This is a genomic window from Streptomyces sp. NPDC005423 (assembly GCF_040606415.1).
Classification (GTDB): Bacteria; Actinomycetota; Actinomycetes; order Streptomycetales; family Streptomycetaceae; genus Streptomyces.
This window is the reverse complement of sequence record NZ_JBEXET010000001.1, coordinates 139,346-154,156: the sequence shown is the minus strand read 5'-3', so window position 1 is coordinate 154,156 and position 14,811 is coordinate 139,346. Positions and strand designations below refer to the sequence as shown.

The 14,811-nt window shown below is 70.1% G+C and carries 21 protein-coding genes; 11 read left to right on the top strand and 10 right to left on the bottom strand.

Annotation, left to right across the window (positions count from 1 at the left end; genetic code table 11):
• Nucleotides 1–411: 411 nt before the first annotated feature.
• The 10 genes from ABZT12_RS00685 (at nt 412) to ABZT12_RS00640 (ending at nt 8,825) form a co-directional block, all read left to right on the top strand.
• Nucleotides 412–738, top strand: coding sequence for a transcriptional regulator (locus ABZT12_RS00685; protein WP_356374997.1), 327 nt, complete (start codon nt 412–414; stop codon nt 736–738).
• Nucleotide 739: 1 nt separating this feature from the next.
• Nucleotides 740–1,759 carry a hypothetical protein gene (locus ABZT12_RS00680; protein WP_356374994.1) on the top strand — a complete coding sequence of 340 codons (1,020 nt, stop codon included), beginning with the start codon at nt 740–742 and terminating at the stop codon, nt 1,757–1,759.
• Nucleotides 1,759–2,466: an ATP-binding protein gene (locus ABZT12_RS00675; protein ID WP_356374991.1), complete on the top strand. Its 708-nt coding sequence runs from the start codon at nt 1,759–1,761 to the stop codon at nt 2,464–2,466. The genes ABZT12_RS00680 and ABZT12_RS00675 overlap by 1 nt, the downstream gene beginning before the upstream one ends.
• A 117-nt stretch (nt 2,467–2,583) precedes the next feature.
• Nucleotides 2,584–3,150 (top strand): WhiB family transcriptional regulator, encoded by a 567-nt coding sequence (locus ABZT12_RS00670; RefSeq protein ID WP_356374988.1) that lies wholly within the window; start codon nt 2,584–2,586, stop codon nt 3,148–3,150.
• Nucleotides 3,147–4,214 (top strand): DUF2637 domain-containing protein, encoded by a 1,068-nt coding sequence (locus tag ABZT12_RS00665; RefSeq protein WP_356374985.1) that lies wholly within the window; start codon nt 3,147–3,149, stop codon nt 4,212–4,214. Before ABZT12_RS00670 ends, ABZT12_RS00665 begins: the two co-directional genes overlap by 4 nt.
• A 104-nt stretch (nt 4,215–4,318) precedes the next feature.
• Nucleotides 4,319–4,543: a hypothetical protein gene (locus ABZT12_RS00660; protein WP_356374982.1), complete on the top strand. Its 225-nt coding sequence runs from the start codon at nt 4,319–4,321 to the stop codon at nt 4,541–4,543.
• A gap of 203 nt (nt 4,544–4,746) precedes the next feature.
• A complete protein-coding gene (gene mobC, locus ABZT12_RS00655) occupies nt 4,747–5,205 on the top strand; it encodes a plasmid mobilization relaxosome protein MobC (RefSeq protein WP_356374979.1) in 459 nt (152 codons plus the stop codon).
• The gene (locus tag ABZT12_RS00650; RefSeq protein ID WP_356374976.1) at nt 5,205–6,968 is read left to right on the top strand and encodes a mobilization protein; all 1,764 of its coding nucleotides are present in this window, start codon (nt 5,205–5,207) and stop codon (nt 6,966–6,968) included. Before mobC ends, ABZT12_RS00650 begins: the two co-directional genes overlap by 1 nt.
• 107 nt (nt 6,969–7,075) lie before the next feature.
• Nucleotides 7,076–7,480 (top strand): hypothetical protein, encoded by a 405-nt coding sequence (locus ABZT12_RS00645; protein WP_356374973.1) that lies wholly within the window; start codon nt 7,076–7,078, stop codon nt 7,478–7,480.
• Nucleotides 7,481–7,586: 106 nt separating this feature from the next.
• The gene (locus ABZT12_RS00640) at nt 7,587–8,825 is read left to right on the top strand and encodes a DUF6236 family protein (protein WP_356374970.1); all 1,239 of its coding nucleotides are present in this window, start codon (nt 7,587–7,589) and stop codon (nt 8,823–8,825) included.
• Nucleotides 8,826–9,087: 262 nt separating this feature from the next.
• Here the strand turns inward: ABZT12_RS00640 and ABZT12_RS00635 are convergent, their stop codons facing one another.
• The 7 genes from ABZT12_RS00635 to ABZT12_RS00605 all read right to left on the bottom strand — a co-directional run bounded on the left by ABZT12_RS00635 (nt 9,088) and on the right by ABZT12_RS00605 (nt 11,862).
• Complete coding sequence (locus ABZT12_RS00635) at nt 9,088–9,615, bottom strand: hypothetical protein (RefSeq protein ID WP_356374967.1); 528 nt, start codon at nt 9,613–9,615, stop codon at nt 9,088–9,090.
• Between the two features lie 280 nt (nt 9,616–9,895).
• Nucleotides 9,896–10,075 (bottom strand): hypothetical protein, encoded by a 180-nt coding sequence (locus tag ABZT12_RS00630; protein ID WP_356374964.1) that lies wholly within the window; start codon nt 10,073–10,075, stop codon nt 9,896–9,898.
• A gap of 32 nt (nt 10,076–10,107) precedes the next feature.
• Nucleotides 10,108–10,344 (bottom strand): MarR family transcriptional regulator, encoded by a 237-nt coding sequence (locus ABZT12_RS00625; protein ID WP_356374961.1) that lies wholly within the window; start codon nt 10,342–10,344, stop codon nt 10,108–10,110.
• A gap of 104 nt (nt 10,345–10,448) precedes the next feature.
• Entirely contained in the window at nt 10,449–10,778 is a 330-nt protein-coding gene (locus ABZT12_RS00620) for an esterase (protein WP_356374958.1), read from the bottom strand.
• A gap of 92 nt (nt 10,779–10,870) precedes the next feature.
• Nucleotides 10,871–11,083 carry a hypothetical protein gene (locus ABZT12_RS00615; RefSeq protein WP_215127616.1) on the bottom strand — a complete coding sequence of 71 codons (213 nt, stop codon included), beginning with the start codon at nt 11,081–11,083 and terminating at the stop codon, nt 10,871–10,873.
• 53 nt (nt 11,084–11,136) lie between these two features.
• Complete coding sequence (locus ABZT12_RS00610) at nt 11,137–11,259, bottom strand: hypothetical protein (protein WP_356374955.1); 123 nt, start codon at nt 11,257–11,259, stop codon at nt 11,137–11,139.
• A gap of 255 nt (nt 11,260–11,514) precedes the next feature.
• Nucleotides 11,515–11,862 (bottom strand): DUF317 domain-containing protein, encoded by a 348-nt coding sequence (locus ABZT12_RS00605; protein WP_356374952.1) that lies wholly within the window; start codon nt 11,860–11,862, stop codon nt 11,515–11,517.
• A gap of 219 nt (nt 11,863–12,081) precedes the next feature.
• Between ABZT12_RS00605 and ABZT12_RS00600 the strand changes: the two genes are divergently transcribed.
• Nucleotides 12,082–12,354: a hypothetical protein gene (locus ABZT12_RS00600; RefSeq protein WP_356374949.1), complete on the top strand. Its 273-nt coding sequence runs from the start codon at nt 12,082–12,084 to the stop codon at nt 12,352–12,354.
• Between the two features lie 4 nt (nt 12,355–12,358).
• Here ABZT12_RS00600 and ABZT12_RS00595 read toward each other — a convergent pair whose 3' ends face one another.
• The 3 genes from ABZT12_RS00595 to ABZT12_RS00585 form a co-directional block, all read right to left on the bottom strand.
• Complete coding sequence (locus ABZT12_RS00595; RefSeq protein ID WP_356374946.1) at nt 12,359–12,847, bottom strand: hypothetical protein; 489 nt, start codon at nt 12,845–12,847, stop codon at nt 12,359–12,361.
• 72 nt (nt 12,848–12,919) lie between these two features.
• The gene (locus ABZT12_RS00590) at nt 12,920–13,861 is read right to left on the bottom strand and encodes a DUF317 domain-containing protein (protein WP_356374943.1); all 942 of its coding nucleotides are present in this window, start codon (nt 13,859–13,861) and stop codon (nt 12,920–12,922) included.
• A gap of 122 nt (nt 13,862–13,983) precedes the next feature.
• Nucleotides 13,984–14,685, bottom strand: a complete 702-nt coding sequence (locus tag ABZT12_RS00585) for a winged helix-turn-helix transcriptional regulator (RefSeq protein ID WP_356374940.1) — start codon at nt 14,683–14,685, stop codon at nt 13,984–13,986.
• Nucleotides 14,686–14,811 lie beyond the last annotated feature (126 nt).

Here is a 14,811-nt window from a genome sequence, read left to right as displayed (position 1 = left end):
CCGCAACCCTATCCACTCCAGTGGCGATCACGCGTCCGCACGCCTCAAATGACGACATCGCAGTTGACGGATTGGCGCAATTGCGGTGTACGTTTGTCACGTACCTTGTCCAGTGCAGTGTTCCGTGCCTGGTGGGAGCAGGTGCGAAGAAGGTGGACTTGTGTCAGGGGTCGCCATATGGTTCTGGTCCCGCACAAGCGGATCATCGGCCGCCAGGCGGTCAGGAAGGGAGGGGCGATGCACGCACGAGGGCCATAGCGCCCATCGGGGCGAAGGAGACCGGCGCCCGGGAGCTACCAACTCCCAAGCGCCGGGCCGGCACCCCGAAGGGCACCGATTCACATCTCGCGGGCGGCGGGGCTTTTGCACGAGAACCGCCGCACCGCACTCCTACGAACAACGGAGTATCGCATGCTCGCCACACCGAGCGGAACGTCGGCATGCCCGGACGCGGCCCGCCAGCGCCGCCTCGCGGCCCAGCTCGCCGACATGATCCCCGGGGCTACCACCATCCGCGTCAGCCTCACCGACCCGAACCAGGCGTGGCCCCACCCCCACGCCATCGTCAAGGACGCGGCCGGGGAGCCGATCGAGCTGAGCCGGACGACCGCCAGGGTCGCAGCCCGGTGGGTCCTGCGGGTCTGGCCGGACGCGGACTGGACCCGGCCCCACACGTTCGACCTCGCCGCCGCGAGCCTCACCCGCAGCGACCTCGCCGCTGCCAGTCGGCGCCGCTGACATGGCGCGGATCCGAACCGTCAAGCCGGAGGCGTTTTTCTCCGAGTCGCTCGCCGAGGTGAGCGTCGAGGCCGAGCGGACCTTCTTCGGCCTCCTCACTCAGGCCGACGACCACGGCCGCCACCGCGACAACGCCGCGATCATCGCGGGGCTGCTCTGGCCCCTGCGGGCCGAGCACACCTCGGTCCACGTCGAGGACGACCTCCAGCAGCTCGCCGACGCGGGCCTGATCTGCCGGTACACCGGCTGTGACGGCCGCCGCTACCTCCACATCGTGACCTGGTCCGAGCACCAGAAGATCGACAAGCCGAGCCAGTCTCGACTGCCCTCGTGCCCGCAGCACCACCCGGCGGACCGGTGCGGCACCTGCAAGGGGACCTGCGCCAAGCGCACTGAGGCGTCGCCCACCCCTGCCCGAGGGCTCGACGAGACTTCGCCGAACACTCCCCAAGCCCTCGATCTGCCCGCGCAGCCCGCTCCGGGGCCTCCCGTCCCCCGACGCCAGGCCTCGACCGCGGAACAGGACGCCCTCGTCGGCCCCGTCCGCCCCCTTGACCCCACCCGTAAGAAACCCGCAGGTCAGGGGGTATTCCCCGAGGACTCCCCGAAGCCTCCCCGAAACCTCGGAGAGGGCTCGACGCCTGGATCTAGGATCCTGGATCCTGGATCTTCATTCCCTACGGGGCGCACAGCGCCCGCCGCCACCGTCTCGGCCAACGACCTGATCGGCGAGTACGTCGCCGCCTGCGACGAGCGACCGCCCAGCGACGTGATCGGACACCTCGGCCGCATCGCCAAGAAACTCCTCGGCGAAGGCATCGCCCCGGAGCACGTCCGCGCCGGGCTGAAGCGCTTCGCAGAGATCCAGGGTCACCCCAGCCGCCTGCCGAGCCTGGTCAACGACGCCATGAACGCACGATCGGCCGGTTTGGCGCGGCCGGGAATCCGGCCTACCGTGCCCGCTCACCAGGGGTGGACCAACCCACTCGACGCTGCCGCCGCCTACGCCGAGGAGCTGTGATGCGCACCCACACCCGCGACCCGCAGACCCTCGGCGGCGCGGGCACCCTGGACCGGATGGCCCGGATCCTGGCCGCCCGCAACATCGACCCGGCAGCCGTCGCCGCCCTGTCCGACGAGCCCGAGCGCTTCTCCCCGCTGGACGCCCTGTTGGCCGCGATGCCCCCGCGCTACCAGGGCGCGGTCGCCGACCACCCGCAAGTCCTGGACTGGGCCCGGGATGTCGCCCAGCAGGCCGTCGCCCCGAGTATCGGAGCCAGGCGTCAGGTCACCACCGGCCCGAGCCTGCTGATGGCCGGGGTGGTCGGCGCGGGCAAGACCCACCAGGCGTACGGCGCGGTCCGACAGCTGGTGCAGACCGGCGTCGGCGTGCGCTGGCGCGCGACCACAGCCGCCGACCTGTACGCGGACCTCCGCCCCCGGCAGGGAGTCGACAGCGAGCGGGAGCTGGCGGCCGTCAGCCGGTGCCCGCTGCTGATCATCGACGACCTCGGCGCGGCCAAGGCGTCCGAGTGGGTCGAGGAAGTGACGTACCGGCTGATCAACCGCCGGTACAACCACATGCTCCCGACGCTGATCACCACCAACCTGGCGATCAAGGACCTCCGGGCTTACCTCGGCGACCGCGTCACGTCCCGGCTCGCGCAGATGACCACCCGGGTCGAGTTCGAGCCGGTCGACCGCAGACGCCACCGCCCCGCAGCCTGACCCACCGCAGACCGCCACGCCGGGCCGCGCACCCAGCGCACCGCCCCATGCACCTCCCGACCCAGTGCACCCCTCCGCCGACGCCCCTGCGCGCGGAGAGCGATCGGAGCAACCCGCATGACCACCACGACGATCAGCCCTGCCCACCACCGGTCGCTCGGCGACCACACCTGGCAGGACCAGGCCGTCTGCCAGAGCACCGAGTACAACCCGGTGGACCCCGAAATCTTCTTCCCCGAGCCAGACGAGACCACCAAGATCACAGCCGCCAAGTCGCTGTGCGGCCAGTGCCCGGTCCGCCACACCTGCCTGGACGCCGCCCTGGAAGGCGGCGACACCCACGGAATCCGGGGCGGGATGACCGAGGAGGAGCGCGAGCCCCTGCACGAGAACCTCGCCAACCGTCTCGACTACAGCCGGGTCAACGCCACCGTCGCCGGGCGCGACGTCCACCTCACCAAGGCCGAACGTCGTGCGGTCGTCCGCGCCGCCTACCGCCACGGCCTCACCGAACAGCGCCTGGCCTGGCTCCTGAAGATCACCGAGGAGCACGCCCAGAAGCTGTACCGCGAAACCCGCCGAGCCTTGCGCAACCGAGACCTGGAACAGACCACGAAGACCGCCCCGCCCTCCGAGACCGACGGCGAGCGCCTGGGCCGTGACGACTTCGGGACGGCGGCGTGAGCCTCGCGAGCGCGCCGAACACGGCGCATGTCACGGGGTGGGACCGCGCAGTCGTCATCGCCCTCGGCGGTGCGGGATGCGCCCTGTCGTACGACGCCCTGCAGCAGATGGCCGTCGCCATCCACGTCCGGGGCCTGCTGACCTACCTCTTCCCCTTGGTGATCGACGGGTTCATCGCCTACGGCATCCGCGCCCTGCTGGTCCTGCGCGACGCACCGCTGCGCGCCCGGTTCTACGTCTGGACACTCTTCGGCACGGCCACCGCCGCCAGCATCTGGGCCAACGCGCTACACGCGGTCAGGCTCAACCAGGAGACCGCCTCGGACACCGGGCTGCGGCTCGGAGACACGGTGGTCGCCGTGCTGTCCACCATCGCGCCGCTCGCCCTGGCCGGAGCGGTCCACCTGTACATCCTCATTGCTCGGGGGCCGGTCAAGGACAGTGACCGAAGTGACCGCGACGACCTCGTTGAGGCCGGTCACCCCGGTCAGCCCGAGGGCATCGCGGTCACTCGGACTGACCGGGGTGGTCAGCAGCAGCCGCAGCCCGGTCAGGTCAGCGCCGGACAGCCGGTCGCCGCCCTGACCGACCGGCCCCGCCCGTCCTTGGACAAGCAGACCCCGGACGCCCGGACACTGACCGGTGACGGCGCCCCGGCGGACAGCAGCGGCCCGGACACCGGTCACCATGACCGGGGGCTCAACGCCGCTGGCCTGGGCGGACAGTCGGACATCGCCCCCGCGGTCAGTGACCGACCGGCCGGCACCGAGCAGGTCACCGATCCTCCGGCCAACCTCCCGCTGGTCCCTGGCCAGCCGGTCGCTCCGCCACCGGTCACTGACCGGGACACCCGGACACCCGGTGACCGGCGACCTGACCCGGACACCGAGGAGCTGCTGGAGATCGCCCGGTCAGCGGTCAGGGCCGAGGACAAACTGACCCGCAAGGTGGTCGCCCAGGCGATCCGCGGTCAGCAGATCCCGCTGTCCAGCGACACGCTGACCGCCCTGATGGTCCAGCTCCGCCAGCAGCACGGACAGTCGGTCACCACCTCCCGGAACTGACCGCACACCACATGGGGCGGGTGACCGAGGCGGACACCTCGGCCGGTCACCCGCCCCTGGACACGCGCCCCACGACCTCCTGAAGCGAACTGGAGAGCACCGCCATGCGTACGACCCCCGCCACGCCGGCCGAGGTGGACTCCTGGCTGACTGTCCTGCACCAGCGCAGCCACCTCCACCGTGCCGAATCCGGCCCCGACAGCACCTGGACCGTGCAACGACGGCGAAACAGCCGCCCCTGGACCCTGCATCACCCGGTCCTGGCCATGGACTGGATCGAGGAAGTCGTCCGCGACATCCACCAGCAGGACGCGGAGACGGGCCGGTGACCGCCAACGACCCGGCGGCCACCACGTCCGGACCGCAGCGTGACCCCAACACGGCTCCTGGCGGAGCAAGTTGTCGCATACGACGGTCCTACGGCCCGTCGTATGCACTTGCCCCCGCCGAGGGGGGCGGGGGAAGTCCGGCTGGTCCCCGAGCGAGGGCGCACGGGGACCAGCCGGACTCCCGGCACCATGGGGCGCCGGTCGTGGGAGGAGAAGCAGACGACCGCGCCCCGCGCGAGCAGCAGAGCCCGAGTCAACCTGCGTTCCCCGACCGCAAGCCGCGCCGACGCACCCGCAACCCGAGCCAGCGCACCCACAAGACGACCACCCGCCTGTCCGACACCGAGAAGACCGAGATCACCGCAGCCGCCCAGCAGCGCGCCGTCACCGTTGCCCGTTTCCTCGCTGTTGCCGGCCTCGCCGTCGCCCGCGGTTCGACCACCGCGCACACCAACGAACAGCTCGACGCCGCCATCGACGAGCTGGCCGCCCTGCGCACCGCCATCTCCCGCATCGGCAACAACATCAACCAGATCGCCTTCGTCTTCAACGCCGGAGGGCAACCCCGCCCCGGCAAACTCGACTACGCCCTCACGACCTTGACCCGCCTCCTGGCCCGTATCGACGACACGGCCGACACCCTGGCGAAGAAGCGACTCTGATGGTCCCCAAGATCCGACGCGGCTCACGCACCCACGGCCTGCTGGTCTACCTGTACGGCCCCGGCAAGCGCGACGAGCACACCGACCCCCACCTCGTCGGCAGTTGGGACGGCTTCGCCCCCGACCCCGGCCGCGATACCAGCCCCGATCCCGACCCCAAGGTCACGCTGGCCCGGCTCGCCGCAGCCTTGGACCTGCGGGTCAAGCAGGCCGGCACCAAGGCCGAGCATGTCTGGCACTGCTCGGTGCGTACCGACCCCGGCGACCGCATCCTGACCGACGAGGAGTGGAACACCGTGGCCCGTCGCCTGGTCCACGCCGTCAACCTCGCCCCCGAGGGCGATCCGGACGGCTGCCGCTGGGTCGCGGTGCGCCACGCAGACGACCACATCCACATCCTGGCCACCATGGTCCGAGGCGACCTGCGCCGCCCGAGGATGAACTACGACTTCAAGAAGGCCCAGGCCGAATGCCGCCGCATCGAACACGAGATGGGCCTGCGCAAGCTCAAGCCCGGCGACGGTACCGGAGCCAAGAAGCCCACCAGCGCCGAGCGCTTCAAAGCCGAGCGCACCGGCCGACCCGAGACACCGCGCGAGACACTGCGCGAAGCCGTCCGCCAGGCGGTCGCCGGAGCGGCGAGCGAAGCCGAGTTCTTCGCCCGCCTTCGCGAGGCGGGCCTGCGCGTCAAGCTGCGGCACGCCCCCTCCGGTGACGTCCTCGGCTACACCGTCGCACTGCCTGGCGACCGCAACCGCGACCGCGAACCCGTCTGGTTCGCCGGCTCGACCCTTGCCCCCGACCTTTCCTATCCGCAGATCCAGCGCCGCCTTGCCGAAGGAACCGCCGACGCGGTCACGATGCCGGAAGCCGACACCGGCCGGTCGGACTGGTCGTCGCCCGCACGGGGGCGACGCACAGCGGCCGGGATCGCCGAACGCGCCGCGACTCTCCTGGACAACAACGACGACGATGCCGCAGCCCAACTCGTCGGAGTCGGCGAACTCCTGGACGCGGTTGCCCAGACCTCCCCGGCCGTCACCCGCTCCGAGCTGGCCTCCGCCGCTCGCTCCTTCGAACGCGCCACCCGCAGCCACGTCCGCGCCGAGCGCGCTGATACCCGGGCGATCCGCTCGGCGGCCCGGGGCATCATCCAGGCCGGCGGCGCGCTCGGCCGAGGCGAGGACGGCGGCACCACCGCCATGCTCGTCTCCACCCTGGTCCTGGTCGCCCTGGCCGCAGCACGCTGGCACTCCGCACGCGGTCACGCCCAGCAGGCCGAAGCCTCCCGACGGACCGCCGAGCACCTTCGCGCCGCCTACCGCCAGGCCGCTGCCGCACCCATGCAGGTCCTGCGCGACCAGGGCCGAGCCTTGCCCGAAGCCCAGCGCCGCGCCTACGAGACCACCATCCGCGCCGCCCTGCCCGAGAACCGCACCCGACCTGGCACGAGCACGAAGAACGACGCCTTGGCCGCCACCCTGGCTCAGGCCGAGCAGGCAGGCCACGACCCGAAGGCCCTCCTGCAGGAGGCCATTGAGATGCGCGAACTCGACACCGCCGAGGACGTGAACGACGTCCTGGTCTGGCGACTGCGCCGGCTCGCCCAGCTCCCCGCCCACCCGGGCGAGGCCCCCCGCCTCCCGCAGGCCGGTACCGGCCGAACCAAGCCTGCGTCCAACCGAATCGGCACCCGGACCGCACCGCGGACAGCGACACGTCCCACCGCACCGGAGCCGCGCAACGGCCCGCCGCGCCGCTGACCAGCAGTCCGGCAGGCCCACCACCGGCCTGCCGGACTGCGCGAAACCCATGGACAACCGGCTCCGCCGGCTGTTACGGATGAACAGAGAAGGCCCTCGACCGGGAGATGACGCTCGTGCTCAGAACGACCGACCACCACGTAGAGCCGACCCCCGTCCTACCCGCCGTCCCCGCCGGAAGCGACCCCCTGCTGCAGCTCCAGTTCGAGACGCAGCCTCCCAGTGGACCCGGCGCGACGCGCTGTCTCAGCCACCCCCCGCAGCTGTCCCTGCGCGGGATCCCCGTGATGTGCTCGGCCTGCCGCGCCCGGCGCGACTGGCTGCTCATCAACCATGGCCGCAACGTCTGGGTCCGCTGCCGCTGCAGCAACCAGTGGCTCGAGCCCGAGATCAGCCGCGCCGACTTCGACGCCATGATCGCCATCCCTGACGGGACGACCTACGCCAGCGTCGAGCAGGGCTTGGCCGCACTCGGCTTCGACGGCGCCTTCGCCGGCACCTACTTGGAGTAGGGCAGCGCAGCGCCGATCCCCTCACGAGCGGCGCGCTGTTTGCGTAGCATGCTGTCGGCCCCCGGAAGTATCCGATGAGGCCGACAAGGACGGTGAAAGGGCAGCAGTGCAGCGGATCGGCCTCTACTACCCGTACGTTCACTTCCGCAATGAGCAGTGGATCAAGGCTGCCGCCCTCTACTGGCGGGGCCTTGCCCGAGTAGTCCCGCCCGGGTTCCCCGTCGCCGATCCGGACATGGTCAAGGCTCTGCGAGATGGGCTGGACTTCGTCACCGACGTGGATCCTGCGGAGGCCGCAGCCGCTGTTGCCCCTGCCTTTCTGAAGGCTGTCGAGGACCACGGCCCCGAATTGAGGCGGCGGTTTCTGGCAACTGCCGACACTCGGCCCTTCCCCGCGCACCACGGGAACCTGGCTGAGCTGGGTATGGGAGAGCGCATCGTCAACGCGGAGCCGACACCACCCGGCGACGTGCGAACGCTTCCGCGCGACGAACGCCCTCTCGCCGGCCTCTATCCGTACGAGGTAGACCTGCGGCTTGCGGACGCCCTACGCAGTACAGGTCTCGCCGTGCCGGCCATGCGGTCGCGCATTGCCAGTTCACCGGACGTGACGTGGCTGGCCATGGACCCGGTCCTTGCCTGGATCTACAAGTGTGTCCTCACCGAGGAACTGGCCCGCCGCACGTGCTACGCGCCGATCACAGACCAGGTGGCCGCCCACAGTGCGACGGACGGCTGGGACAGTGACCGGGTCGCCTCCGCCATGTTGGGCGAGCCGCCTCGAACGGCAGCCTCCGATGAGGCAACGCGGCTCGGTCTGATGGCCGTGCGGTGTGTGCTTCCGGACGGCCTGCGATCGGTGCCGGTGGCCAAGATCATCCAACTGCGGAGAGAGCACCGAGCTGAGTTTCTTGCCTTCAATCAGGCAGTCGACAAGGCTGCGGAGGAACTGCGAGGACAGGTGGCCGGCATCGAAGACCGGGCGGCGTTCGAGCATCACCTGCGGATGCAGTTCGACGACAGCATTGCCGTACCTCTTGAGGAACTGCGGAAGGCCATGAGCGACCTCAAGCTCAAGACCTTCTACAGCGCGATGAGCTACAAGTTCGAACTGCCAGCCCTAGCCGCACTGGCGAGCGGCTGGGCGGGCAACGTGCCGATCGCCGGAGGAAGCATTGCGTTCGCTGCCGCAACCCTGCGACAAGCGACGGCGGAGGCACGCGACGCTCAACTCGAAGGCTCGCCAGTCAGCTACCTGCTCAGAGTGGAACGGCACCTGAAGCCGACCACGCTGGCGCGGCGAATCGCGCGAACGATTGGTCGAGCTGCGGGCTCCGGAATCTAAGCGCTACGGCGAGGTCAAGCGCTGATCCTTCTCTGCCTCTGCGTCCGAGCCCTCGACCAAGCAGAACAGCAGAGGATCAGCAGGACACGTCACCACATCCGCTTAGAACCAGGCCCCTTGCGGTCCGAATGAGGGAACGTCGAGTGTTTCTTGCGACCCAGCCGCTCCCGAATCCGGGCCATCGTCTCGCGGTTGGTGACCACAAGCGCGATTGCAGTGACCACGGTGGAGCCAACGGGGGCGAGTGTTCCAAGCCAATCGGTCATCGCGCAGTCTCCTCTGCCGCAGCCGCCTTCGCGCACATCAACGTACACAGCCCAGACCCAGCAACAGCCACAAGGAACGCGATCAGTGACTGCTGGCCGACAACTTCCTTGATCTTGTTGTCGTCGTCCGAAGAGGACGAGAGGATGGCTGCGAACACCATGATGACTAGGTTGTTCACCGTCACCAACACCAAGGCAGCGGAAGCCTTCTGCATCAACTGCATCAGGGCCTCACCGACCGAAGCGATGACCAGCGACATGGCCATGGGGTAGAGCTGAGCCTCGCTGCACCACTCCCAGAAGCTGTGATGAGGGGCACCAGCGGTCTGCCTGCTGTGCAAGTACTCGCTGATTGTGGGCGCCAGCCCGACGAGCACCGACAGGGCGAGCCAGATGGTGAACCGGAGCCACACCATCTGTTTAGCCTGCCGCCGCTGAGCATCCAGGGCCGCTGTGGTTGCAGCGCCCCCACCGTCATGCGCGGTACCTTCACCGTCGGAAGACACCACTGACGTTGTCGTCATTCACAACTCCGCGGAACGAGTACCTGGTCGGCCTCATGTCTACCGGAAGGCACTGACAACCACGGGAGATCTAGCTCAACTCATGGGCATATGAGATAAGTCGCTTTCGGCGCACTACGCGGATGCGGCGAAGTGCGCTGCTGGTCCCCCGCTGTTCTGCTTGGTCGAGCACTCAGTCGCAGAGAAGGATCAGCAACTGACCTCGCCGTAACCGCTTAGCTGCGCTTAGCCGCGGTTGCTGTGTTTGAGTAGCTCGCCCCGGAAGTCGCAGCCAGGGCACTCATCCTCGCCCTTGGACATGGCCCTCGTACCAGCCGTGAACGGCTGCGTGGAGGATCGCCTCCTCCACCGAGGCTTCGCCGCTGCGGACCGATGCGATGGCTTTGCCGACGACCACCCGGAGCACGGAGCTGTCGGGCGAAGGGAACGGCGGGGACGGCATCGGCGAGTCGGTCGTCATGGCCGCGGCCTACGGGCGGACCCGACCGCCGGTCAGCCGGATGCGGTGCCGTCGTGCTGAGCGGTGCCGTGCAGGTCGCTACGGAACCCCCGGCCGACGGGCTGCCAGCGCTGGAAGGTAGCGGGCCTCCAGCGCGGCCGGTCCGGCACGCTGGTGTCGTCGGGCTCCGGCAGACTGCCCCGGCTCTTGCGGCTCCGGGCTGCTCGGACGCTGATGCCCAGGTGAGCGGCGACCTCCGGATACCCCCAGAGCTGCTGGTCGTCGGCCATCGTGTCCTCCTCGTTTGTCGGTGACGAGCGTACGCAACGCGCGGCTGGGCGCACGGCAAGGCCGCCCCTGCCTGATCGGCACGGGGCGGCCTTTGCGGTTGCGGTCACACCTTGGCGAGGCGATTGGAGAGGTCGAGGGCGGCGGTGGCCACCGCGAGGGCGGCGCACAGGCCGCGTACCTCGTGGATGGTCGGGCGGACCAGGTGCGGCCAGTCGTCGGGTGCGGCGGGCCAGGAGGCGAGATGGACCTCGGTGTTGGCCAGCCCGAGGTGGGCGGTGACGTCCCAGCCCGACATGGAAGCGGGTTCCCAGTGAAGGCGGATGCGGCCGAGCGGGAGTCTGGGGGTGCCGGCCGGGAGCCAGGAGACGTCGAGTGGTCCGTTGGACAGGGCGGAGACGCGGTGGACGAGTGCGCCGCGCACTCCGGACGGCATGGGCCGCAGGGCGAGGCCGTGCAGCGAGCGGGCGGCGCAAGTGTGGAGTCGCGGTGAGATGAGGGCCTCCTGTCGGAGTCGGTGCGCCGGGGTCAGGCCCAGGCGAGGGCGCCGCGGACTGCCGGCGGGAGGTAGTCCTCTTGGCCGTCGTCGGCGATGAACGCGACGCCGTCGCGCACGACGACGTCGGTACCGAGGTAGTGGGTGAATGGCCAGTCGGGGTTGACAGCGAGGCGGATCGGCAGGTTGGGGTCGAGGTTCTGTAGCTGGCGGAGCAGGTGGCCGACGGTCAGGTAGTGGGGCACGGGAACCTCCGGGAGCGGGATCGGTTAGGCGAAGCAGGGTTGTTGTTGGAGCGTCAGTTGGCGTCGAGGCGGAGCAGGTCGCGCAGGACCTTCGGGCCGGTCGCCTCCGGCTTGGGATGGCTGGCGAGGTGCCGCCTGCGGGATTCGTTGACGTATCCCTTGCCGGGGTTCGTCATCTGCCAGTCACCGCAGGAGCAGACGGCCTGGGAGTAGTGCGGCCAGGGCAGTCGGGGTGGAGCGGCTTGCTGGAGCTGGTGTGCTTGTGGTCCGCCGGGCAGTTGGTGTCGTCGGCGTGGTGGTTGGTCAGCGGGGCGCGGAAGGTCAAGAGGCGTTCCTCTCGGTGGTTAGGGCCCGGTCGGCTTGATGAATGAGTCGATCAGCGGGGGTGCGGTGTGTGCGGCGGCCGGGAGGGCGTCCCGGCCGCCGCACGGTCAGCGGGAGGGGGTGGCGACGAGGGCGGCGATGAATCCGGCGACGGCCTCGGCGGGGGTGTAGAGGCCGAATTCCTGGACCCAGGGCTCGGCGTCGGCGGGGGCCACCCGGACCTGCCAGACGATGCCCCGCTTCCAGGCGGCGGCGTCCTCGGGGAGCCAGCCCACGTAGACGCGGCCGTCCGGGCTGGTGCAGTGCACGTTGGCTTCCGGGGTGTCGACCATCGCCCAGTCGAGCGCCCCGAGAAGTTCGAGCACCGGGCCCGCGCAGTGGTCGCTGGAGAGCCAGGCGCGCTCCTCCATGGCGGGGCGGACGACAGCGGGCAGGAGGGTACTGGAGGCGCTCACGACTAGACGTTCCCTTCGTTGACCTGCGGCTTTTCCCGACACCCGTACGTTGACATGCGGTGTGCCGAAGTACGTAGTCGTTCCCGGAAGGTGGTGTCTGCCGTGGGCGAACTGGCCGTCGGGAGCGTTGGTCCGACGGTCCGGGGAATGGACCGGCGCGGATGGTTGTCGTAACTGGGTTGCGGTGCAAGGCCGTACGAAGCCGAAGGGGGAGAAGACGTGGCGGAGTCGAGCAGACACTGGGACGGAGCAGGGCTGGAGCGCAAGATCCGGGCGGCCGGGCGGCCGTGGACGGTGGGTGACATCGCGATGGTCGCCGACGGCCAGTGGGCCGTGCGTACGGAGTCCGACACCGAGGAGAAGCACGACGGGGAAGCCGTGGTGGAGCGCCGGATCGCAGATGAGCGGCGCGTCGAGCTGACGGTGGAGGAACTGGCCCGCGCGGTGGGCTCCCGGTTCGGGGAAGCCCACCGCGACGAAGACGCGGACTGAGCAGTTAGCGGCGTGGCCCGGTCGCGGCCACCGGCGGGCCGACAGCGGCTGACGGAGCGGGCTGGTCCGGTGGTTGGCCTAGAGCACGCGGTGCATGCGCCGAGCGGGCGACAGCGGCCTGGGCCAAGCGAACCGCCGGTGCGCGGTCCGCTGTTGCGGCGGCTTCGCGGGCCTCGATCACGTGGCTGATCGCCTGCAGGGCCGCGCGGCTCTCGGCCTGCGCGACCCGCAAGTCCACCGCCGAGCTCGTGATCCGCTCCAGGTCATAGAAGGCCGGCACATGGCCGGACCGGGTGAGGGCGTGCAAGCGGTCCTGGTGGACGGCGACCGCGTCGTTCGAGACGACGAGGGTCGATCGGATATGCATCGCCGAGCGCAGGAGAGGGTCCTCGGCGGGCCGGCGGACCGCGAGGGATTCCAGAGCTTCGATAGGGCGGTCCCAGGCTTTCTCGATCATGGCCGTGGCCTGGTCGAGTGCGGTGGTGTCGGACATGGCGGAACTCCCGGCATTCGGAGGTGCTGTTTCGGTCGGAGGTGATGCCCCGGAAGGCCCGGAGCCCAGGGGTCAGCGGCTGTGCCGCGGGGCCGACGGGCTGGCCGGCGGCCGGGCCCCGAGAGTGTGCGCGGACGTGCTCGCCCGGTTCTGTGCCGAAGTCGCCGTGCGGCTGCGGGCGGCCATGACCCGGAGATCTGCGGCTGTCTGCGGAGCGCGTGCGGCGCGGTGGACGGCTTGGGCGACAGCGGTGCGGCGCACGTCGAGTGGGGTCGGAGCCCGAGAGATCTGGGGGGCGGCTGGGCCGACGGGGGTGAGCGTGACCAGGTGCTCCACCTTGCGATCGAGCTGATGCCGCTCACGCATCACCGGGGCTGAATCGGTCATGGCGGCTGCCGTCGCGGCGATCAAGTGGGACGGGGTACGGGCTGTGAAGACCGCCTCCGCGCGAGTACCCCACCCCGGTGGACCGGCCCACAGCGTGACGGTTTCGTCGTCCCAGTCAGAGAGACGGTTGTCGATCAGGACGCCTGCTTGTCCGTCAGGGGCGATGAGCTCGACGGTGCCGCGCTCTGCCGCGCCACGGGTCCAGCCAGCATCGGTCAGCGGCCGGACGGCGTCGGCCCAGTACAACGACGGGCTCGCCAGAAATCGCCCGTTGCCGTCAGCGGCGTCGACTTCGGCGTAGTCGTGGGCCAGAGCGGTGGTGAGACCAGCGACGATCTCGGCCGGGGTGACATGGTTGAAGGTTGCTGTCCAGCGGGGTGCGGAGACGGCGTCCTCGGCCGCGGTGATCTTCCACAGCTCGAAGTCGTCGCCGAACCAGCCGATACGAATCCTCTGGTCGGGCGAGGTAACAAGGAGCTGGCAGGGACCCTCGTCGAGATAGTGGTGAGGCCATCGGGCGACGGGGGCGAAGCCAGCGTCGCCGGTCCCGTTGGAGCCGGCCAGGTACATGGGGCTGACCAGTACCTCTTGGTAGGGATGCTGGTCGTAGGGCTGCTGGGTGCTCATAGTCGAGGCTCCGGGGCCGTAAGGAGGGGAACGTGCCCGCGTGCGCAGCGGAACGAGCTGCTTGAAGGCACGCGGGCTTCGTGGCCACGGGGAGACGCGGCTCGCTCTCAGTGCCACGCCGATCACCGGCCCCGAGAGGGGGCCGACTGGACGGTGACGGCCGCCGGCACCCGTGGTTGTGGCTGCGGAGCGTGGCTGAACAGGGAGCTCGGCGCGGCGGTGCTCTGACGCAGGGCCGCTGCGGTACGGATGCCTTCCGACCTCAGCGGGATGCCGGTGTGGGTGCGCGTGGCCGCCGCGACCGGGGCAGCGGCGGGACGCGGTGTGGCGACGGGATTGCTCCAGCGCTCGACGGCTGTGTAGACCGGGCCCAGCGCCCGCCCGGCATCGGTCAGCACGTACGGATCGCCGTGGCGCGATCCGGTGCGGGCGACCAGGCCGTCGAGCTGAAGCCGGTTCAGCCGCTGCCGGGTGAAGCCGTTGTCCAGCCCGGCCTCCTCGGCGATGTGGACGAACCGCGCGGGCCCGCCCGAGTCGAGGACCTGGATCACGGCGGTCGAGTGGCGAAGGTGCAGTCGGCGCACGGCGTCCTCGACGCGCTCGGCACCGGCCACCTTGCCGAGCGGCAGGTGCGCCTGGGACCAGTCGGACAGTGCCCGGTGCACTGAGGACAGTGAGTTGCCGAACCCGCTGAGCTGGTACGGGGCACCGTGCCGATCAACGGCTCGGGTCACCAGCCCGTCAGCGTGCATCTGGGCCAGCCGCTTGCCGACGAACTGCTCGCTGACGAAGGGGAGGCGGGCGGCGACATCACGCACACGCATGGGGCCGCCCTGCTGGGCCAGGGTCTGCGCCGACTAGGTCGTCCACTTCGGCGCTATAAGAGACAGCGCGTCCTCGACGCGCTGCGCGTCGACGGAGCCGATCTGGGAGGTTGCGGGCTCTACAAG